Raw genomic sequence first — 24774 nt, 5'->3', positions numbered from 1 at the left:
AGGATGAAATAGATGAGTCAATTTAAAAGGGATCAAGTTCAAGACATGTATTATCTGTCACCGATGCAAGAAGGAATGCTGTTTCATACCCTCCATCATCAAGAAAAGGGCTTCTATGTAGAGCAAATGGATATGAACGTTAAGGGCACACTGCGTCATGACTTACTTGAGAAAAGCATGAATATCATCGTGGAGCGGTACGATATTTTTCGTACCGTGTTTCTCCACGAAAAAGTAAAGCGCCCTGTCCAAGTTGTGCTAAAGGAGCGTCCTTTTACACTTGATGTTGTGGACTTGCAAGATCTTTCTGAAGACGAACAGCTTGAACGTATCGAGAAATTCAAACAACAGGATCAGCTGAGAGGATTTGACCTCTCGAAGGATTCTCTCATGCGGGCATCTGTTTTCCAAACGGGTTCTGCCAGCTATCGCTGGATATGGAGCTATCATCATATCCTTCTGGATGGCTGGTGCTTTGGACTTGTGGTGCAGGAGTTGTTTGCGATTTACCATGCACTTTTACATGACGTCCCTTATAAGCTAGAACCGGTCAAACCATATAAAGAATATATAAAGTGGCTGGAAAAACAAGATAAACAAGCATCACTTCAATATTGGCAGCAATCATTAGCAGGGTTTGATGGACAATCAACCTTTAAAGAACAGCGAAAACAAACGAATGAACATGAATTAGGCGAAATTGAATGGTCTATGAGCAAAGAAGAAACGGCCGCTTTATCAGAGTTAGCGCTGCAGCAAAATGCGACGTTAAGCAGTGCGCTTCAATCCGTTTGGTCAGTTCTGCTGAGCAGGTATCAGCGGTCAAATGATGTGTTGTTTGGAACAGTTGTGTCAGGACGCCCGGCAGACTTGGCTGGCGTTGACAGGATGGTTGGATTGTTCATCAATGTCATCCCAAGAAGAATTCAGCTGACGGATCATATGACATTTCGTGCACTCCTGTCAGAAACACAGCAGCAGTCTCTTGCAGCCGAGCCGCACCAATATATTCCGATTTATGATATTCAGGCAAAGACAGGTCAGCAGCAGCTCATTGATCATATTGTCGTGTTTGAAAATGTCCCAGCCGCAAAGAAGGACGAGCAAGAGGCACGGTTAGGGTTCACGGTGGAGAACATGAATGTCTATGAAAAATCAAACTATGATCTCAATTTGCTCGCATCGCCTGGAGAAGAATTACTATTGAAGCTGGCCTTTAACAAAAGAGCGTTTGATCCTCAATTTGTTCACAAGTTAAAGGAACAGCTCAGTCTATTGATAAATGAGGCGGTCAAGCATCCCGATCAATCGGTTCATACACTCCCACTCGTCACGAAACAGGAAAAACAGCTGATTCTTGAGGAATGGAATGCACCTGAGCTTGAGCATGACCAATTGTATTTGTCAAAATGGTTTGAGCATAATGTCCGCAAACAGCCAAATGCAGTGGCACTATCAGCAGAAGAGCAAACGATGACATATGCCGAGCTGAATGAACAGGCCAATCGATTGGCAAGGCATTTGCAAAAAAATGGGGCCGAACATCAAACGGTCATCGGCATTTTAGCCGATCGAACGCCTGAACTCATTGTCAGTCTGCTTGCTGTCTTAAAAGCAGGCGCAGTCTATGTGCCAATTGATCCCGATTATCCTGAAAGTCGCATTCAATATATGCTCAAAGACAGCGGAGCGACGCATCTTCTGACTCACTCATCCTTTATTGGTCAAGCAAAGGGACTTGCGTTTGCTGGCACGTATCTGTTTGCAGATGATCAGGAAATTTCACTGATGAGCTCAGATAATCTGCCGCAAGAAGCGGGTTTACACGATACGGCTTATATCATGTATACATCAGGCACAACGGGTCAGCCAAAAGGCATCATGACAACCCATTCCAATATTGCCCGCGTGGTCAAAAATACGAACTACTTAACCATTTCAGACACAGATACATTGCTGTCGCTATCCAACAGCGTATTTGATGGCTTTACCTTTGATGTATATGGTGCGCTTTTAAACGGGGCGAAGCTTGTCCTGCCGAAAAAAGACACCATTTTAGATATGCACGAGTTGACGGAGCTGATTAAAAGAGAAAGCATTTCTGTCATGTTTGTTCCAACTGCTTTATTTAATCTTCTCGTTGATGAAGAAACCGATTGGATGCGCAGTGTGCGCAAGGTGCTGTTCGGAGGGGAGCGTGCATCTGTACAGCATGTGAGAAAAGCCTTTGATGTCATGGGAAAAGGCAGACTAATCAATGTCTACGGCCCAACCGAATCAACCGTTTTCGCCACCTATTATCCTGTAGATGAAGCTCCGCCGATAGAAGCGCATTCTATTCCAATAGGAAAGCCGATAAACCAAACGGGTGCTTATATATTGAGCCAGCAAGGACAGCTTCAGCCGATTGGAATGGTTGGAGAACTTTGTCTCAGCGGCAAAGGACTTGCGAAGGGGTATTTGAATCGTCCTGATCTGACAAAAGAAGTCTTTCTCACGCATCCATTTGCTGCGGGAGAAAGGCTGTATCGTACGGGAGATTTGGCTTATTTTCGAGCAGACGGTCTGATTGAGTATGCAGGCAGAGTGGATGATCAGGTGAAAATTCGCGGCCACCGAATTGAGCTGACAGAAATTGAAGCCCACCTTCTCATGCATCCGGGCGTAAAGCAAGCTGCCCTTATAACTGATCAGCATGGCTCGCAGCATACAAGACTGCTCGCCTATATGACGTGTGAGGAGGAGTGGAAGGACAAAGTTGATGTGATTAAGTCAGGGCTGAAGGAGAAACTTCCTGCTTACATGCAGCCTCATGAGCTGATCAGACTTGAGAAAATGCCGCTGACACCAAATGGAAAAGTTGATAAACGTCAGCTGCCAAAGCCAGAAACGCCTCAAGGAAACCGCCATGTGAAGCTTCCGGCAAATGAGGTAGAACAAAAGCTGCTTGTCATGTGGCGTGAAGTGCTTGAACGAGATGATATCAGTACAGATGACCATTTCTTTGAGCTTGGAGGTCATTCTTTAAAAGCGATGTCGCTTTTATCAAAGGTGTCGAAGGAATTCGATGTTCAGGTGCCTATTCACTTGCTGTTTGAGACGCCTACAATCGAAGCCATCAGCCGTTATATTCAACAGCAGGATCATGAAGCTGCCGGCTATCTTGTATTCAATGAGTCTCAAACGCCAACAGTCTTTGCTCTTCCGCCATTACCGGGCTATGGCTTTATCTATCAGGAAGCTGCCAAAACGCTTGATAGCGTTCGTTTGATCGCCTTTGATTTTATTGAAGATGATCACCGCATGACGCAATACGTTCAGCATATTCAGCACCTTCAGCCTGAAGGGCCGCTGACTTTGATGGGTTACTCTGGCGGGTGCTATCTGGCCTTTGATCTCGTTCAATCGCTTGAACAAGCAGGACGGACGGTGGAAAAGGTCATCATGATCGATTCCTATAAGAAAATTGGAGAAAGTGATTTAGAAGGACGATCCATCGAGGACGATATCGCAGCGATTGTTCATCAATCAAAGCAAAGTGAACTTGCCCAAGAAGAGCTCGTTCAAGAAGCGCTTGCTCAAAAAACGCGTGCTTATTATGAAACATTTGTTAAGGGGGTGAATCAAGGAAAGATACAAGCAGATATTGATTTCATCCAATCAGAAGAGCAAATTGAGATTCCAGACTGGATGGATCATTGGGAAAACGCGACGACCGGTGCTTATCGCTATTATCAAGGCTACGGTCAACACGCTGACATGTTTAAAAACAAAGAGTGTGCAGCCCAAAATGCTCAGCTGATCCAAAAGATCGTGAATCAAAAAAATAGAGAAGCCGTTTTGTAAACTTTAGTTCAGGCAGGGGTGCATATTGGCAGCCCTGCCTGTCAAAAAAGGAAAGGAACTCATATGAAACCATCAATTATAAATAAATCAAATGTACATGAATCAATGGATACGATTTTACAAGATGTACAGAGAACGATTTTACAAACCAACGAAATCGAACGCTTCGCTGTTTTTTCTCGTGAAAAAACCATTCGACCGCGGCCATATCACCTCTCTCATTTATTTCTCGACAATCACATGGAGCAGGAGGCCGCAGCTGAATCGATACAGACGCAAACGGCTTCCCCTGCTTTAGCGGACATGCCGCCCGCCCTTTCCTATGGAGGGGATCTAGATGTTAAGGCAGGAGCCCAAACCTTGCAGGACGCCTTAACAGAGGCGGCAAAAACGAAAAATGGTCTGACTTATATCGTCAATAGTGAAAATGAACTCACACAATCCTACGCGCAGTTAAAGGAGGACGCCGAGCGGGTTCTGACAGGTTTGAGGGCTTTAGGACTTGAACCGGGTGATCCTGTATTCTTTCAGTTTTCATCCAATCATGCGATGGTAACAGCCTTTTGGGCGTGTGTGTTGGGAGGATTTGTTCCAACACTAGTGTCCGCTGCACCGACCTATCGGGAAATGAATGCCTCTGTGAAGAAGCTTCATCATGCGTGGAACCTGCTGGAGCATCCGCTCATTTTAACAGATGACTCGCTGGTTGATGAGGTGCAAGGCTTAGCTTTATTGTGGCATACAGACAAGTTACGTGTCGCAGCCGTTGAGCCGATGCTTTCTTTAGAAAGAGATATAGAAGCTTATCCAGCGTCACCGGATGATTCAGTCTTTTTTATCTTAACGTCTGGAAGCACAGGGATGCCCAAATGCGTAGAACATTCTCATCGAAGCGTACTGGCGAATGTCAAAGGAACAGTGGCAGCCAACGGGTTTACACAAAAGGATGTGTCGTTAGACTGGATGCCCTTAGATCATATTGGCGGTATTGTGATGTTTCACCTTGTCAATGTGTACACGGGCTGTGAGCAGGTTCGGGCAAGAACAGATGATTTTATCGCTCAGCCGCTGCGCTGGCTTGACTGGATGGACCGCTACCGTGCAACGAAGACATGGGCGCCTAACTTCGCATTTGCGATGATCAATGATTATGAGAAAGACATCTCGTCAGGATCTTGGGATCTTTCTGCTATGACCTGTATGATCAATGGGGCAGAAGCGGTCGTACCGAAGACGATTCACCGATTTTTACACTTGCTGGCTCCGCACGGCTTAAAGGGAGACGTCATTAGACCGGCATTCGGCATGTCTGAAATCTCTTCAGCCGTTGTCTTCTCTTTTGCGATAGAGCGGGGAGATGAAAGCAGCGGGGTTCTAACCTTTGAGGAAACATCACTCACAGAGCAGCTAAGACCAGCGGAGGCACGGGAGACAGGAACCGTCAGCTTTACAGAGCTGGGAAGACCAATTCCGGGTATTACGATTCGTATCGTTAACCATCAGCATGAGCTTCTTCCCGAAGATCATATTGGCAGTGTGCAAATTAAAGGGCCGACGACAATGAAGGGCTATTACAAGAATGACGAAGCGAATCAAGAAGTTTTTCAAACAGACGGCTGGTTCCACACGGGGGATTTAGGTTTCCTGCACGAAGGAAGGCTGACATTAACCGGTAGAGAAAAAGACATGATCATCATCAACGGGAAAAATTATCACAACTATGAAATTGAAGTCATTACAGAGGAAGTACCCGGCGTCGAAACGAGCTTTGTCGCCGCTTGTTCCGCTCGGATGGAAGCATCTGCATCCGACGAGCTGATTCTCTTTTTTACACCGAAGCTGTATGAACCTTCTTATATCATGAGGGCAAGTCAAAATATCAAATCCCATATTGCAACAAAAATGGGGCTATCTGCATCGCGCGTGATCCCTGTCCAGAAGCATGCCTTTCCGAAAACAAGCTCTGGAAAAATAGAGAGGGCACAGCTCAAGAAGCGATGGCAGGAAGGCGAATTCGATGAAATCATCAAGGAGCTGGACATCAGACTTGAAAATGAACACACCTTGCCTGATTGGAGTTTACAAAAGAAGTGGATACCTGCTCCGCTCCATGAAGCTCAAAAACAAACATTAGGGAACACGGTGATCTTTGCAGATACATTAGGACTGGCAGATCAATTGAGATCCCTTTCAAGCAATGAACAAACCTTTATTACGGTTGAACCGGGTCAAGCATTCACACAACTCACACATACACACTTCATCATCCACCCGAATCGGCCGTCTGATTACGAACAACTCTTTGAGACGCTCCGTTCGTATGGCGTTTCGGTGAAACAAATCATTCACCTTTGGAACTACACAACTCAAGAAGACACACTTCATGCAGCGTTGGCAAAAGAAGCGCAGAAAACTGGCAGCATGAGTGCATTATATGTAACAAAAGCGATCGCTGCCTATGAGGAGCCAGTAGAGATCACCTTTGTCTCTGCTCATGCGATGAATTTGCCGGAAGATCAATCACATGATGTGGAGAAAGCAACGACAGCAGGATTGATGACTGCTGTTCAGCATGAATGGCCGTTTATCAAGGTGCGGTGTCTTGATTTTTCTCTGGCAGAATCAGATGCAGTCCGTTCTCATGCATCATCGATCATGACAGAGCTTACACATGACACAAGCCATCATATCGCCGCTTATCGCGAAGGTGTTCGTTATACTCCTCTTTTAACGCCGCTTCATCTGGAAAAAGAACAAAGGAGGAAGAAGCCGCCATTTGAATCATTCGGGCTTTACATGATGACAGGCGGGCTTGGCGGCATTGGACGGTTGCTGAGTGAGCACCTGCTGACATCCTATCAAGCGCAACTTGTGCTGGTTGGAAGAAAGGCGAGAGAGGCTTTATCTGTGGAGCAGCAAGACGTATTGATTTCACTTGAGAAACTAGCGGAAAAGCGCGGCGGTATAGTTCTTTATGAAAAGGTGGACATCACTGACGCAAAAGCCATTGAAGCCTTGATCTCAAAACAGGAGGCGGCTTTAGGCAAAAGGCTGCATGGCGTTATTCATTTCGCTGGCATCATTCAAGAAGAACTGCTTCGTGACATGACGTCTGTGTCATTACATGCGATGTACGAAGCGAAGGTATATGGCACGATTGCGCTACATGAAGCAGCTTCTAAACGGCAGAATGTCTTATTCCTTTCTAGCTCCTCAGCTCGAACGTTAAAGGGCGGGATGACCGTTGGCGCTTATTGCGCGGCCAATGAGTTCGTTGAACAATTTGCTCATTATCAGAGGCTGACCTCTACAGTAAAGCCGTATTGCTTTAGCTTTAGCATGTGGGATGAGACGGGAATGAGTGAAGGCTCAATGATCAAAGGCATGCTAAAAGAAAGAGGCTATCTCCCGATTCCAAGGCGGGCAGGCATTCAAACAATGCTGGCATGCTTGATGACAGATGCTCCTCTCATTTATATCGGGTTGGATCGGTCGAAGCAGGAAATTCAAGAAATGATACAGGGGAAGATCCAAACAGAGCAGGCCGTATATGTCTTTTTCAAGACCGATCAAACAAAAGCTATTGAAGAAAGGCTGTATCAGTCCATTTATACGTGTATACAGTCTCGTCTATCTGGGGAATGTTCCGTACATCTCTATCCTGAAGAATACTGGAAAGAAACAGAGGATGGGATGCCGGACGAAGTGCATTTCAATGAATTAATAGAGGAAAATGGACAGGGTTCAGAGGACAGAGCACCTCAAACTGAGACGGAAAAACTATTGGCGCACATTTGGTCCGAACTGCTTGATGTTTCAAACATCAGCTGTGGTGATCACTTCTTTTTACTCGGAGGTCATTCGCTCAAGGCAACGCAAATGCTGTCAGCTGTTAGGCAGAAAACGGGATTTGACGTGCCGCTCGCCGTTCTTTTTGAGCATACGAGACTTGGAGAGTTAGCGGACTGGATTGATTTAAATGCCGAAGCGGATGAAGCGATTCCGATACGGAAAATAGAAAAGGGGCAGGAGCCTCCGATGTCCTATGCTCAGCAAAGACAGTGGTTTCTCTATCAATTACAGCCCGATCTGCCATTATACAATAATACGATTTCCTTTCGGATGAATGGACCTTTAGATGTGAAGGTGCTTCAGCACAGCCTACAGCAAATGGTGCAAAGGCATGAATCGCTCAGAACATCCTTTGCGATGAACGGCGATGAACCGGTACAGATCATACATGAGCATATGACTCTTCCAGCGCTTGAGGTGGTGGATATATCAGAGCTGGCATCACAGGAAGAAAAAGAACAAAAAGCGGCTGAATGGGCGAAAAAAGAAGCGGGCACACCTTTCCGCTTAGAGCAAGATGCACTTTTTCGCGCGAAATTAATTCGGCTGTCAGAAACAGATCATTTGCTGCTCATGTCCATTCACCACATCGTGTCAGATGGCTGGTCGATTGGCATTGCTGCAAGGGAGCTATCCGAATGGTATACAGCGATGATCGAGGGGAGGGAGCCTGATCTCTCACCACTGCCAATTCAATATGCAGATTACGCACTATGGCAGAAGGAGTATTTGACGGGAGAAATACTTCAGAAGCAGCTTTCCTATTGGAAGGAGCAATTTGCGGTACCTGTGGAAGAGTTGATGCTGCCGTATGACTACACGCGTCCAGCCGTTCAATCCTATAGGGGAAAAACGAAAAAATTCCGCTTGTCGAAGCCGTTATCTGAACAGCTGGCGGTTCTTTCTAAGAAAACAGACAGCACCCTTTATATGACATTACTTTCGGCTTTCTCTACCTTGCTGCATCGATTGTCTTCACAGGATGAGTTTGTCATTGGATCCGTCATTGCCGGGAGAAATCGGACGGAGATGGAGCAGCTCATCGGATTTTTCGTGAATACGCTGGCACTTCGGATCGATCATAGCGGGAATCCGGCTTTCACAGAGCTATTAGAGCGAGTGAAGGAAACAACAATGGGTGCCTATGCGCATCAGGATGTGCCGTTTGAGATGGTCGTAGATGAACTGAATATTGTACGTGAGGCTGGGAAGCAGCCGCTGTTTCAGGTCATGTTCGTTCTGCAAAACCTGCCCCTTGAAGCTTCTCCGATGGGTGAGGCGACATCCGTTTTAGCCATTGAAGATAATGATACGGCCAAATTCGATCTATCCCTGTTTGTTTTTGAAGGGGCGGAAGGTCTTCAATTAAAACTAGAGTATGATGCAGACTTATTTTCTGACGACACAATGGAACGGTTCCTTCTTTACTACGAGAAGCTGCTTGCATGTATTTGTGAAAATCCAGCACAGCCAATCAGACAAATGAATTACCTGCCAGAGAAAGAGAAGCATCAGCTGCTCTATGAATGGAGCGGCAACACAGAACAACCAGCAGGCCCGCTTCTCATCACAGAACGATTTGAAGCGCAGGTGAAAAAGACACCTCATGCAATCGCCCTCGAATCTGGGGAAGAGCAGTGGACGTATCAGGAGTTACAAGAGAAAGTTGATCGGCTTGCCGCTTATCTGCAACAGCGAGGAGTGAAGCCGCATGAACCAGTAGGGCTGCTGATCGACAGGTCGCCTGAAATGATTTTTGGGGTGCTGGCGATTGTGAAAGCAGGCGGGGCCTACGTCCCAATTGATCCTGAATATCCAGATGCACGCATTGATTATATGCTGAGGGATACAGGTATTCAGCTGTTACTAACAAAAAATGAATGGCTGAAACAAGTCTCGATCAGTCAAACTGAGCTCATTTGTCTTGATCAGGGATATGAGGAGTTTTTATCAGAGGCAGAACTCAGACCTGCTGCTTTAAAACCTGATGGACTCGCTTATATCAATTACACATCAGGATCAACCGGTCAGCCAAAAGGGGTTTTAATTCCGCATCAAGCGGTCATCCGGCTTGTATGTGAAACAGATTATGTCACCCTTGATGAACATACGCGTATTTTACAAATCGCTAGCTTTTCCTTTGATGCCTTTACGTATGAAATATGGGGAGCCCTGCTCAACGGAGGAAGGCTGATACTGACCGATCGAAATACGATTTTATCAATGGATACGCTGGCTGACACGCTGACATCTTACAAGATCACAACAGGATTTCTGACAGTGCCGCTGTTTAACCGATTAACAGAGGAACATCCAGAAGCTTTATCTGGATTCGATGCCTTATTGGTCGGTGGTGATGCTTTGTCAGCTGCTCATATCCGTAAAGCGCTGCCGTATTTACCTGAAGGCCTTTTAAACGGCTATGGACCAACTGAGAATACGACGTTCTCCTGTGTGCATCACATTCGGGCAGTGGATGAAGGGCAGGTGGCGGTTCCTATCGGTCAGCCAATTGCGTATTCACAGGCCTATGTACTAGACGACCAGCTGCAGCCGGTTCCGCAAGGTGTCATTGGAGAGATCTATGTAGGCGGTACAGGGCTTGCACTCGGTTACCTTGGAGATGAAGAAAAAACATCACAATCATTTATCCAGCATCCTTTCCAAGAAGGAGCGCGTTTATATAAAACTGGCGATATGGGCCGCTGGCTGCCAAACGGCATCATCGACTGCCTAGGAAGAATCGATCATCAGGTGAAAATTCGCGGACACCGCGTCGAATGCGGGGAAATTGAAGCCGCTATGCTGCGCTTTGAAGACATCATAGAATGTGCAGTCATTCCGCACCAGCATGAGAGTGGCCACAAGCGGTTGATCGGTTATTTTGTCCAAAAGGGCAGCGTGACCACGCAAGACATTCGCCATCAATTAAAAGAAATACTGCCAGATTATATGGTGCCAAGCCTATTAATAGAGCTGGAGGAACTCCCGCTCACGGCAAATGGCAAGGTAGACCAAAAACGTCTCCCGCCGCCAGAGTGGAGACAGGAAGAAGTGGACAAACCGGCTGACAGGGCACTCAGTGAGGAAGAACGTGTACTGGAAAAAGTGTGGACTCAGCTGCTCGGCACTCCTTCGATTGGCGTACATGATAACTACTTTGAGCTTGGCGGAGATTCGATTATTGTCATACAAATGGTGGCGCGCTTAGCACAGGAAGGCTACGTCATTCAGCCGAGAGATGTATTTGAAAAACAGACGATTTCACAACTGGCACTCGCTATGAAAAAGTCAGATGCTGCTGCGTTCTATGATCAGTCGCCTGTCACAGGAGCTGTTCGTCTGCTTCCGATCCAATCATGGTTCTTTGAGCAATCATTGATAAACCAAGATTACTGGAATTTATCTGCCCATATGGAATTCAAGCAATCCATACAGCTCAAGCAGCTGACACAGGTTCTCTCAAACATTGTCGATCATCACGATATGCTGAGAGCGATTTATACAAAAGCAGCAGATGGCTCGTGGATTCAAACCATTCGTGCGCCTGGCATCACCCCTTGTGTCACCTTCTTTGATCTGACGAGTGTTTCTCAGGAGGAAGCGCTGGAACAAATCCGTATGGAGACCGCCGCTTGTCAAGGAACGCTGTCATTAGAGCGAGGAGAAGTCATCAAAGCCGTTCTTTTTCACACAAGTGATGGTACGTCAGAACTCTTTATCGCTGCCCATCATCTTGTGATGGATGGAATCTCATGGCGCATCATACAGGAAGACCTATTAAATGGACTGAAGCAGCTTGCGGCAGGGCAGGAAATCGCGCTTGCGAAGAAAACTGCGTCCTATCAGCAGTGGGCAGAGGCTCTTTATGAATATGCACAAACCGATCAATTACAAGAGCAGGTTCCTTTTTGGCAAAAGATCACGAGCCTAGAGGAAGAGGGTTCTCCTTTTCAAACACCTGCGCTTTTCAATATAGAAGAACATGCAGAAATCCTGTCTATTCAATTGACGAAGGATCAAACAGATATTTTATTAAGACAGGCATCTCAAGCGTACCGAACAGAGGTAAACGATTTACTTTTATCAGGACTCACGCAAGCCGTTGGAAAGCCACTACTTATTACGTTAGAAGGGCACGGACGCGAGGATTTATTTGAACAAATGGATTTGTCACGAACAGTCGGATGGTTTACAAGCTCTTATCCTATTTTTATTCCTTTTATTCAAACCGATGTTGAGAGACAAATCAAAGATGTCAAAGAAACCTTAAGAGCTGTGCCGCAAAAGGGAATCGGCTATGGCTTGCTTCAATACATGACAGCAACTCGTTTACTCAAAAAGGCAGCGCCGCAGATGAGCTTTAATTACCTTGGACAGTTAGATCAAATAGACGGTGAGACACACCTTTATATAGCTGATGAACGAAATGGACATGTACATGATCCAAAAGCAGAAAGACAGCATTTGATCGATGTGTACGGATATGTTGTGAACGGTCAGCTTCAGATGAATTTTATGATCAATCGTGAACTGCTTCAGTATGAAGAGGTGCGCCTGTTACCTGAACGGTTCAAAGAAAAAATGGAGGATATTCTGACGCATTGTGTAGAGACAGAAGGCGGTTTTACGCCATCTGATTTTCCAATGGTTCAGCTGACACAAAAGCAAATCGATGATCTCACAGACAATGTAGTGGATGTGTATCCACTATCTCCAATGCAGCAAGGGATGCTGTTTCATGCTTTATTAGATCAAGCGTCACAGGCGTATTTTGGTCAAGTGCATATGACGCTCGAAGGCTTAACGGACGGCACAGCCTATGAAAAAGCCTGGAATCTGCTTGTGGAGCGTCATTCGATTTTGCGGACAACATTTGCTTGGGAAGGGCTAAAGGAGCCTGTTCAGTTGATTCAATCAGAAGGAAGCATTCACCTCACTCAGCACGATGTGCGCCACCTGAGTGAAACGGATCAGAAGGAAGCCATCGAGCAATATTTGCAAACAGATCGTTTAAAGGATTTCAAACTAGAAGATACGGATGAACCGCTGATTCGTATTGCTTTATTCCATCGTGATGAAAACACATGCACGTTTGTTTTTAGCTTTCATCATATTTTAATCGATGGTTGGAGCTTGTTCAGCTTTATTGAAGAATCCTTTTCTTTGTACCGCTCTCTTGTGGATGAACGGGAGGTGGATCTTCCTGCTGTCCGTCCATATAAAGATTTTATCGAGTGGCTGCAAAAGCAGGATCAAGAGAAGGCGCTAGCGTTCTGGAAACATTATATGTCAGGAGTAGAGGAGGCCACGCCGCTTCCAGGAGACGACGGGCATGCTTCGGATGAAGATGCAGGTGTTGATCAGCTAAGTATCAGACTAACGCCCGAGATGCAGGAGAAACTCGAAAAGATGACAGGCAAGCAGAAGGTGACAATGAGCACCCTGATTCAGACAGCATGGGGGCTGCTTTTGCATCTTCATTCAGGATCTGATGATGTCGTGTTCGGAGTGACGGTATCAGGACGGCCGGCGGATTTACCACAGGTTGAAAGCATGACAGGGCTCTTTATTAACACATTGCCGCTCCGTTTGCCGATCACGCCAGAGTGGACTATTTCCAAGCTGCTGGCACATACGCAGGACACAGTTTTTCAGATGCGGGAATTCGAATATACCGTACTGCCAGATATTCAGCAGCTGACCCACATCCCGAATGGAGATTCATTGTTTAACAGCATTGTCGTGTTTGAAAACTATCCGATTGAATCTATCGAGCCATACGGAGTGCGCATTTTAGACATTGCGAGTCATGAAGAAACGAACTATGACCTGACCCTTGTGGCAGTTCCGGGAGATACGCTGGAGCTTCGGGTCACATATCGCTTGAATCAATATACAGAAAAGCAAATACAAGCGCTGATGCAGCAGCTGATCCACACACTTGAAGCTATGACAGAACAAATGGAGACACCCCTTTCTTCCTTCACAATCGTCACGAATGAAGAAAAAGAGCGGATGATTACCGATTGGGCGAAAAACGCACAAGTCAGTGTGCTGTACCCAGATCAAGAAGAGGTCTATTCAGGTGTACATGATCCTTCCTGTGAGACGGAAATATATGTCCTGAGCGAAGAGCATCAGCTCATGCCTATAGGATTCCCTGGAGATATTTTTATCGGCGCAAAGGATATCAAAGCACTTTGCGGGGAGCTTGCTGATTGGATGGAGACGCATAAAATTCCACATCCATTCAAACATCAAACTGGCGAATACCTCTATCCGACAGGGGATGTCGGCGTTTGGACTGAAAAAAACAAGATTCAGATTTTGGATTGGATGTAGGAGGAGAAGAACGATGTTAGTGAGTAGACGAAAAGGACATGCAGCAAATCATATCGTCAGAATCAACGGAAAACGGATGGATCTCAAAGCATTAGAGCAAGTCATGATGCTTCATTTTCCGCTTAAGGAATGTGCAATCATTCCAAAGAAAAATCAAGAAGGCAGTCTATCGCTTGTGCTATTTGCACAGGCGAAGGACCCTTCGCTGACAAGGGAGGATCTGATGAAAGGTCCACTTCATCCTCATGAAGTGCCAGCCGCTCTTGTCTTATTACCTTCTTTGCCAAAGACAGAAAGTGGAGCAGTCGACATAGAGGCACTGCTTTCAATTGAAATCATAGATCAAGAGGAATTAAGAAAGATAGAAGAGCGCACCAAAGCTATAGATGGAGTAGAGGCAGCGGCCGCTTTCATTGAAAGTCAGTCAGAAAAACGAACGCCCTATCACTTAGATGATTTGTTTCCTAATCGACAGCGTACTCAAGGAAACGGACCGCTTTCGAAAAATGAAGCGAGCGTGTCAAAGCAATCATCTGTACATGAGAAGCCGCCCGCACTTGTGTATGGCGGAGATGTGATCAAAAAGCCAGGCACACCTGTCACACTGACAGAGGTGCTGATTCGATCAGCTTTTATGTCACCAGACCGCGGGGTGACTTATTTGAAAGAAGGCGGACGTACGTTGACCCAAACCTATCCTGAATTACTAACAAGCGCTGAACGGGTTCTGTCCGGTTTAAGGGCAGCAGGACTGACAAACGGTGATCAAGTGTTACTTCAATTGAAAGATCATCAAGATTTTATCACGGTATTCTGGGGCTGTATTCTCGGAGGAATCATTCCGACCCCGGTCTCTGTGCCGCCTGTTTATGATGAAATGAATCAAGGTGTAAATAAGCTGAAGGGCGTGTTTCAGCTGCAAAATGAACCTTTCATTATTACGAATGAAGCAAGTGCTGAGGACATTGCGGGGCTGCGTGAGACATTTGAAGCAAAGACCATGCCTATCTTAACAATTGAAACATTGCTGGCGTATGAACCAGATGAACAGCATTATGAGCCGGAGCCGGATGAGCCTGTGCTGCAGCTGCTGTCTTCAGGAAGTACGGGTGTACCAAAGTGTATCCGTCATCATCATCAAAGCATTTTATCTAGAATTATTGCTTTTGAGCAGGTAAACGGCTTTACACATGAGGATGTGTCGCTTAACTGGATGCCGCTTGATCATGTTGGTGGAATTGTTATGTTTCATGTACATGACGTCTACCTTGGATGCCAGCAGATTAGTCCATCCATCGATCAATTTATCGAGCGGCCGATGGTGTGGCTCGATTGGGTAGAAACATACGGTGTGACAAGAACATGGGCGCCAAACTTTGCTTTTGCGATGATGAATGAATATGAGGAGGACATTCGTAAAGGGAGCTGGGACCTGTCCACTCTGACTTATATCATGAATGCAGCTGAAGCAGTTGTTCCGAAAGTCACGCAGCGCTTCATGCACATTATGGGGCAGCACGGATTAAGCCGTCATGCGATGGTACCTGCTTACGGTATGTCAGAAACATCCTCAGCCATTGTTCAGTCAAAGAAATTTATGCGGAACAGTGAACAGGATGGACAGCTGACGATTGATCAAAATTCATTAACAAGTGAGATCGAATATGTGACGCACGATCATCCGAACAAGATGACGTTTACAGAAGTCGGCACGCCGATTCCGTCTGTATGGATTCGAATTGTAGATGAGCATCACGAGGTGCTGCCAGAAGATCAGGTTGGGCGCTTGCAGGTGAAGAGTCCAACAATTATGATGGGCTACTATCAAAATGAAGAAGCGAATCAAGAAGTATTTGCAGAAAACGGCTGGTTTCACACGGGGGATTTAGGCTTTATTCACGAAGGGCGTCTCGTTCTGACAGGTCGAGAAAAAGACATCATTGTCATCAACGGCGCTAACTATTTAAATTACGAAATTGAAGCGGTTGTAGAAGAGGTGGACGGGGTTGAAGTCACCTTTGCCGCTGCGTACGGCATTTATAATCCCGAATCAAGCAACGACACGCTTGCTGTCTTTTTTGTCTCACAAAGGGATTCATTAGAGGAACAAATCACGATGATTCAACAGATTAGAGAGGCCATCATTCGAAAAATCGGCATAGAGCCTGATCACATCATTCCGGTGAAAAAAGATCAATTTCCGAAGACGGAGAGTGGGAAAATCCAGCGTGCTCAGCTTGGTGCAGCACTAAAAGATGGAGCCTTCCGTGACATAGAACAGGCACTGGATCTTGCTTCTGAAAATGAACAAACACTCCCAGATTGGTTTTTTAAACGCATTTGGGCTAAGGAGAAAATCGGTCCAGCTCAGCCTTTTGCTGACCATGTACTCGTTTTCGAGGATGAAAAAGGACTTTATCAATCGCTTTACGCCCAATTTGAGCAAAAGAATCAGCCATATATTTCTGTGAGAAAAGGGCATGAATTTTTGCGTCTGTCTAAAGGGATGTATCAGATAAACCCGAGAATCAAGGGGGATTACGTCAGGCTCATTGCAGCACTTGAAGCAGATGAATTAAAGACCGGGCGCATGCTCCATCTGTGGAATGTGTCAGACAAGGAAGACATCGTTGATCCTGCGCATTTCAAAGAGCTACATGCCAGCACCAATCAATCCATTTTGTACTTGTATCAAGCATTGAGACAAGCAAATAAAGAGCCCATCCGTTTTGTCGTTGTGACAAAAGGTGGTCAATTTGTGCAGCCTGAAGACGATCTTCATGTGGAGAAAACGCCGCTTGTAGGCCTGCTAAAAACCATTCCGCAAGAATGGGAAGGAGCAGAGGTGTCTCATCTTGATATTGAAGCGGAGAATGTAGAACAGGATGCCAAGCATATTGCGGAGGAATTGTCTGCGATTCATATAAAAACAGAGGTGTCTTACCGAAATGGGGACAGGTTCGTACCAAAGCTGGAAAAAGTCAATATGATGGAAGCACCTCAAACAGAAGGGTTTTTAGAATATGAAGGTCTTTATTTATTGACTGGAGGACTTGGCGGGATTGGGTTTGAGCTGTCTAAGCAGATGCTCCAATTTGGCTTAAAGCTCGTCTTGATTGGACGAACATCTCTGGAAGACAGTTTGGAAAAGAAAGAAGCCTTCTCACAGTTAAAAGGTTTTGGTGACGTCATTTATGTCCAAGCGGATGTGACAAACTTATGTGACATCGAACAGGCGATTTATGAAGCAGAAAAGCATTTTGGACAATCGATCCGAGGTGTGCTGCATTTGGCCGGTGCTGGCAATGTGTCTGAGCATTTTCAGCAGGCGGACAAGTATACACTGGCTCATACGACAGAAGAGGATTTCACAAAAGAAATGTCAGGGAAAGCAGACGGAGCATGGGTGCTGCAGGAAGCCTTTAAGTATGATCCGACAGTACCTCTTGTCTTTTTTGGATCGGTCAATGGCTTTTTTGGCGGCACGACATTTGGGGCATACTCTGCGGCCAACAGCTTTTTAGATGGACTCGCGCACGCTCTCACCTTTCAAGAAGGAAGAAGAGCAATCTCTTTGAACTTCAGTATGTGGGATAATCTCGGTTTGTCTAAGGGGCATACCGGAGCAGCTCTCACCGTTCGCAAGGGATTTCAATTGATTGGAAAGAAGCAAGGTCTCCATTCATTATGTCTAGGTGTTCGGCTGAATGAAGCGCATCTATTTATCGGACTGGACGGAGCAAACCCAGACATCGCCGGGTATCTTCAGCCAGCTCCAATACCGGTCTTTGAAAAAAAGCTTTTTTACACTGTTCAGCCTGGCAAAGAAGTGCATGTTGAAGAGATCACGAGCGTCGCAGCAGGCAAATGGGACATTCAGCAAGTACAGGAAATACCGAAAAAGAAAGATGGCTCTATTGATCATGAAGCCCTCAAATTGAATCATGACAAAAATGCACAAAGCCTTGAAAAACAATTGCCAGAAACGAAGACAGAGCAGGTTCTTGCCGCCATCTGGGAGGATATTTTAGATGTAGATCGCGTGTACAAAGAGGATCAATTCTTCGACCTTGGCGGACATTCACTAAAGGCGACTCAAACCATTTCTCGGATCAATCATGAATTTTCAATGAAGGCACCTTTAAAAATATTATTTGAAAGCAAACATCTGGCACATCTGGCGCAAATGATTGATGACATCAAAGGGGCGCCAGCCGTTCAGGAAGCTAAAATTCCAAAGCTTGAAAAGCAAACAAGCTATGAGCTGTCACATGCCCAGAAGCGCATTTGGTTCTTATCCACGTTAGAAAAGAGCCATCATTACAATATATTAGGTGCTTGGAAGCTGACAGGACCATTACACATTCAAGCATTAACAAAAGCGATTGGCCTTTTAACAAATCGGCATGAAGCGCTTCGGGCAACATTTGAATCACTTGGCGGCAAGCCGGTCCAACTCATTCGAGAAGACCTTCCGCCATCTGTGACAGTGGCAAATTTCTCGTTATTTAATGAAAAAACAAGAGCGAGAAGACTGAAGCAGCTCATTCAGCAAGAGGCAGAACGCGTCTATGATTTAAAAAGAGGCCCTCTTGCGCAGTGGACGATAGTAGATATGGGCAAGGAGGAGTATTATCTTCTTTGCGCGCAGCATCACATCATTTCAGATGCATGGTCACTCAGCCTGCTTATTCAGGAATTAGAAGTGGTATATGACGCGCTGCTTGCAGATGAAACGCCGCAGCTCCCAGCCTTAGAAATCGAATGGACAGATTATGTACATTGGGAAAATGAACAATTAAAGCATCATCAAGCAGACAAAACCTATTGGCTCAGTACGTTACAAGGTGAACTTCCAGTGCTGGATCTGCCGTTTGACCGCCCTCGTCCGCCGGTTCAAACATTTAACGGTGCTACAGAGCAAATCGTATTGGATGAACCGCTTATCCGCCGCTTGCAGGCTTTGTCTAAGCAGCAGGGCACGACACTGTTCATGACGATGCTGTCTGCGTACTACGTCCTGCTTCACAAGCTGTCCGGACAGACAGATATCATTGTTGGATCGCCTATTGCAGGCCGAGATGCCAAGCAATCAGAGCAGCTCGTTGGGATGTTTGTGAATACACTTGCGCTGAGACAGGACGTCTCAACAGCAGAGACGTTCGCCGATCTCTTGGAAAATGTGAAAGAGATGACGTTAAAAGCGTTTGAGCATCAGCATTATCCATTTGATAAGCTTGTCGATGACCTTTCGTTAGATCGAGATTTAAGCCGGTCACCTATTTTTCAGGCAGCCATGGGGTATGTCACCGATTCGCTTGATGTAAGCCTTAAAGGGCTGACAAGTGAACATGTGATGGTCCATCATACAGTATCTAAATTTGATCTCACCCTGCATCTATTTGAACAGGAAGAGCAGCTCTCGATTCATGTGGAATACAATACGGATTTATTTGATCAAGAGACCATCCATCGTTATATGAACTATTATCTCCATGTGCTAGACGGCATGACGGCTCAGCCTGAGCGTACATTTGCTGATTATTGCTTAATGGACAAAGCGGAACAGGCGGCCATGATTATAGGAAAAAATCAAACGGAAACGCCTTATCCAAAGCGTACGCTTCAAGAATTGTTTGAAGAACAGGTGAAGCGTGATCCGCATCGTATTGCCTTGTCCTATATGGATGAGCATATGACGTATGAAGCCTTAGATAAGAAGGCGACAAAGCTTGCTGCTTACTTGCAGTCAAAAGGAATTGGACCAGGCTCCCTTGTCCCGATGCTTTTTGATCGCTCCTTTGACATGATTGTTTCGGTACTAGGAATCATCAAATCTGGTGCTGCATATGTTCCGATGTCACCTGAATATCCTGATGCACGCATCCGTCTCATCGTTCGTGATACGCAAAGCGATGTGATCATCACCCAGTCTCATTTTGCAGACCGTCTAGTAGACTTTACATGTACAAAGATCGTCATGGACAAGCCAATACCAGAAACAAATGCAGTGTATCAAAGAGAATCATCGATCATAGGTGAAGACCAGATAGCCTATGTTAATTACACATCAGGCTCAACAGGTACACCAAAAGGCGTAATGCTTCCTCATGCAGGAGTTGTCCGCTTGGTTAGAGAAACAAATTATATAGAGCTCGGTCCAGATGACAAAATGCTTCAGCTCTCAAACTATGCTTTTGATGCCTTTACATTTGAATTATGGGGAATGCTGCTGAATGGCGGTCAGCTGATTCTGCTCCCAAAATATGCAGCACTGAATATGGACGAATTAACACAGTTCATCAAAACACATCAAGTAACAGCCAACTGTCTGCCAACCGCTTTATTTAATCGATTGGTGGAGCATGATCCAAAAAGTGTGGCAGGCTACCGCACATTACTCGTTGGCGGGGAAGCCATGTCTAGTGAGCATGCACGAAAGGCACTGCCGCATATGGAAGGTGTGCTCATCAATGCTTACGGTCCAACAGAAAACACGACCTTAGCCACAACACATCAAGTCACACACGTGCCAGCAGGCGCAAAATCAGTTCCAATTGGTGTGCCGGTGTCGAACTCAACTGTTGTCATACTGGACGATGCGCTCAACCCAGTACCAGCAGGCGTCAAAGGAGAACTTTATATCGGTGGAACTGGCCTTGCTAAAGGCTACCTTCATGATCCAGAGCGGACAAAGGAGCGGTTTATTGACAATCCTTTTCCTGAACTAAAGGGAAACAAGCTGTATCGTTCAGGCGACCTTGGTACATGGCGGTCAGATGGCACCATTGAATACCTCGGCCGAAAAGATCATCTAGTGAAAATTAGAGGCTACCGAATTGAATGCGGGGAAATTGAGACAGCACTGCTCAAGCATCCACAAGTCAAAGAATGTACAGTCATCGCCAAAACGTATGGCAGCTCAAAACGACTGGCAGCCTACCTAGTGACAAACGGAGAAAATCCTGTTCCTGGCTGGAAAGCCTTTTTGCAGGAAAGCCTGCCAGGCTATATGATTCCAAGTTACTTTGTCGTACTGGATGAAATGCCGGTGACAACGAACGGGAAGGTTGATCAAAAAGCACTGCCAGAGCCAACAGAAACAATCTCACTTTCCCATGATGACGACAAACCGGTCACCGAGACGGAGGAGCGGATTGTCGCAGCTTTCAAGGAGGTGCTTGGTGTGAAGCAAGTAGGTATGCATGACTCTTTCTTTGATCTGGGCGGCGATTCCATCATGAGTATTCAGGCTGTCGCCAAATTAAAAGAAAAAGGTGTTCGTGTTGATCCAAAATGGATTTTTATGCACCCTGCGCCTGCGCAATTAGCCGCACATTTGGACGCAGTACCTGAAGCCGCTGAGAACGTCGAAAGGTCTCCGAAGGACTATGTGATCGAGTTGAAAAAAGGCGATTCAGCCGAACCAAGAATATTCTTTGCACCGCCTGCTGGTGGAACGGTGATGGGCTATATTGATGTTGCTAAGCTCATGACACATCAAGGTGCTGTGTACGCCTTGCAGTCTCCTGGCCTATATGAGGATGAAGAGCCGCAATTTCTCCATTACACGGAGCTTGTGACCCTTTTTATTGAAGCTATTGAAAAGTACTACCGTCCGGGCATTGACTATCTTGCAGGGCATTCAATGGGCGGGCATCTTGCCTACGGAATGAATCAGCGGCTCTCTCATGCAGGAAAAGCACCGAAAGGACTCATCATTTTAGATACGGTGCCAGTGCTAAGAGATGAGGCAGATCAGGCACTTCATGCCGATATGAACGAAGAAGAAGTGAAAATGCTCGCACTTGTCCTTGGAATGGGGAATCTGGTCGGCATTCAGCCAGAAGCTTTACAAGGATTGAGCTTCCAGGAAGTGAAGCAGAAAATACTCAAAGAGGCAGAAAAGGATGAAGTTGTTCATCAATTCATGAATGATCAATATTTAGATAAATATTTGCAAATGCAAACGCATAATACGATCATGTCACAAGCCATTGAATTAGAAAAAGAACCATTCCCTGTGCCATTTTATATTGTCCAAAGTAGTGATCATGCAAGCGATTTCCAGAAGAAGTTCGCAGACTGGGAGGCTTATACGAAAGGATCGTGCTCGTATTACCACATCAAAGGCGACCATGTCACCATGATGAAAAGACCGCAGGCAGATGAACTGGCACGGATTCTTCAAACGATTATAAAGGGGTAAAGACGTATGAATCAGTTATTTAAAACCTTTGAAAAAAAATCAGATCTCATTCAGCTTATATGTTTTCCTTTTGCCGGCGGATATTCCGCCTCATACCGTCCACTCTTTGAACAGCTAAAAGACATGGCCGAAGTCACAGCAGCAGAGCCTCCAGGGCACGGCACCAATCTCATGCCGCTTGAATCAAGCATTGACAGGCTGGCAGAGTTGTATAAAGAAGGGCTCACGAACAAATTGAACCGTCCATTTATTCTGTTCGGACATTCAATGGGCGGACTTGTGGTATACAGACTAACTCAGCTGCTAGAAAAAGAAGGGGCTTATCCCGCAGCAGTGGTGATCTCAGCCATTCAGCCCCCGCAAACAAAACGGCAGATGCTGACGCATTTATCCAATGAAGAATTTGTACAGCATATTGCCGAAATGGGAGGGATTCCAAAGGAATTATTAGAGAACAAACCAATGATGGATTACTTTACACCATCATTGCGTGCAGACTATCGGGCGCTGGAAACCTTTCAGCACACAGATCAATCGATCATCGACACACCTGTTTATTTATTCAATGGAAAGCAAGATGAGAAATGCATGAAGGATGCAAGCGGCTGGCTAAAATGGGCAAAAACCATCGAACGCACCGATTTCGATGGAGGCCACATGTACATCAACACACATCCCGAGCCATTTGCAGAGCAGATGAGACATGTGATTGAGCTTGCAGCCAGGCAACAATTGATCAAGAATTAAGAAAAAACGACCCATCAATAGGGTCGTTTTTTACTGAGGAATAATACTTGAAAACGCTGATATAGCTAATGAAAATAAGAATAATAAAACGAATGGGATGTAAAATTTATAACTTCTATTTTCTTGATCTTTTAAGTGAGAATAGCACCACACACTAAATGCGACTATAACGAAAATGTTGATGTTCCATAAAAATGGAAGTGTAATCGTGCGTTCAGCATTAGATACCTTTAATAGGTATAAAATAATAACAATCAAGTTGCCTAATAAAATGTAATAGTAAGCTAATATCCCTTTTTTAAAAATATTTTTATAGGAATCTTTTATTCCGAAAATAATAAAACTTAAAAAAATGACTAATGAAAAAAATAAAACTTCAATCATTGGCTTGAATATTTCTCCAATCACAGCAAGTGAAATACCTATCCACTTACTAACTTCAATTACATCTTGATTCCCATCAATTTGTAGCTCTAGTAGATTTTTATTTATTTCATCCATTTTTAATATAGAAAGGATGAAAGCTATTATACCAGAAAGCATACATACTAATAAAATGTGTTTTTTCATAATAGCACCCTTTAACAATATCAAATTTTTATAAAATAAAATTCAATCATCGAAGCAATAAATAATAAGAAAACACCGGTTATAAGCTGACTAGCATAGATTTTTCCTTTTGTTTTAAATGAAATTTTGTTTTTAGATATGATATATCCTATAATCTGTCTTGATATATCAAAAGAGACAAAATAAAAAAGAAACAAACCGAAAATTTCAATCGGAGCGTGGAAAATAATATAGTATAATGCTATATCAATTCCATATATATATGTATACGATATAAAAAATGCACCTAAGAAAAAACCATTTAGAAAAATAATAATGCTAGATAACAAACCTAAACTAACAATGCCAGATATTAATATTAGGAGTGACACAAAAAGGTTATTAAAAAAAATTTCTAGATAGCTATGAATCTCAATGTTGTTTTTCAAATCTATACTATCTATAAATGTTGAAGCAAAAATACTTAAACTAAAACCTCCTAAAAATATGATAAAAACTGAAAAATTTTTAAGATAATTTTTCAAAAAATTTCTTTTCGAGTTGATCTTCATGAAAAGTCACTCCTGAAGATTTTTTTTCTGAGTGAATGATACTACCATTATCAATAAAAAGGATTTCATCACATAAGTCTGCAGCAAATTGAATGATATGTGTGGAGAGCAAAATGATTTTGTTGGCATCTCTGAAACTTCTTAAATGTTTTTTCATGTCAGCCATGTTTGTAGGATCTAGACCTGTAAATGGCTCATCTAATAAAATAATGTTTGGATGATGTAATATTGTTAAAATAAAAGACATTCTTTGTCTCATACCTCTTGAAAGAGAAGAGGAACGGCGGTGAATTTGTTCTTCTAATCCATATTTGCTCAATAAATCCTTGATTTGTTCATTTTCTAAAGGTTGTTCTACAAGCATAGATTGATATTTTACAAGTTCAAAACAGGTTAAGTTCTCAAATAGAGTTGGATCGTCTTCCATATATCCGACAGAAGAAAAATTTTGCTTACTATGATTTATTAATATTTGACCTTCATCAGGGTTTATCAATCCAGCTACCATTTCTAAAATAGTCGTTTTTCCAGCACCATTTTTACCTAATAGTCCGATAATTCTACCCTCTTGGAAATGCATCTCAGGGATCATAACTTTAAAGTTAGACTCTTTGTACTCTTTTATTAGACCATGAATTGATAACATACAATCCC

At 44.5% G+C, this 24774-nt stretch carries 7 protein-coding genes; 4 read left to right on the top strand and 3 right to left on the bottom strand.

The window, feature by feature from the left end; all coding sequences use genetic code 11:
• Window positions 1-12 precede the first annotated feature (12 nt).
• From V6Z54_RS05430 to V6Z54_RS05415, 4 genes are all read left to right on the top strand, one after another.
• Complete coding sequence (locus V6Z54_RS05430; RefSeq protein WP_338527791.1) at window positions 13-3846, top strand: amino acid adenylation domain-containing protein; 3834 nt, start codon at window positions 13-15, stop codon at window positions 3844-3846.
• 63 nt (window positions 3847-3909) lie between these two features.
• Window positions 3910-14043: an amino acid adenylation domain-containing protein gene (locus tag V6Z54_RS05425; protein WP_338527790.1), complete on the top strand. Its 10134-nt coding sequence runs from the start codon at window positions 3910-3912 to the stop codon at window positions 14041-14043.
• Window positions 14044-14056: 13 nt separating this feature from the next.
• Entirely contained in the window at window positions 14057-22252 is an 8196-nt protein-coding gene (locus tag V6Z54_RS05420) for an amino acid adenylation domain-containing protein (protein ID WP_338527789.1), read from the top strand.
• Window positions 22253-22258: 6 nt separating this feature from the next.
• The gene (locus V6Z54_RS05415; protein WP_338527788.1) at window positions 22259-22999 is read left to right on the top strand and encodes an alpha/beta fold hydrolase; all 741 of its coding nucleotides are present in this window, start codon (window positions 22259-22261) and stop codon (window positions 22997-22999) included.
• Window positions 23000-23029: 30 nt separating this feature from the next.
• Here the strand turns inward: V6Z54_RS05415 and V6Z54_RS05410 are convergent, their stop codons facing one another.
• Genes V6Z54_RS05410 through V6Z54_RS05400 form a run of 3 tightly spaced genes read right to left on the bottom strand, consistent with a single transcriptional unit; the run spans window position 23030 to window position 24766 of the window.
• A complete protein-coding gene (locus V6Z54_RS05410; RefSeq protein ID WP_075610865.1) occupies window positions 23030-23569 on the bottom strand; it encodes a hypothetical protein in 540 nt (179 codons plus the stop codon).
• Window positions 23570-23589: 20 nt separating this feature from the next.
• On the bottom strand, window positions 23590-24120 hold the full coding sequence (locus V6Z54_RS05405) for a stage II sporulation protein M (protein WP_338527787.1): 531 nt from the start codon (window positions 24118-24120) through the stop codon (window positions 23590-23592).
• Window positions 24077-24766: an ABC transporter ATP-binding protein gene (locus tag V6Z54_RS05400; RefSeq protein WP_073979275.1), complete on the bottom strand. Its 690-nt coding sequence runs from the start codon at window positions 24764-24766 to the stop codon at window positions 24077-24079. The genes V6Z54_RS05405 and V6Z54_RS05400 overlap by 44 nt, the downstream gene beginning before the upstream one ends.
• Between the last annotated feature and the right edge of the window lie 8 nt (window positions 24767-24774).

It is taken from the genome of Bacillus sp. MAG717A (assembly GCF_036884855.1).
Taxonomy (GTDB): Bacteria; Bacillota; Bacilli; order Bacillales; family Bacillaceae; genus Bacillus; species Bacillus safensis.
This window is presented reverse-complemented; position numbering and strand designations above follow the sequence as displayed.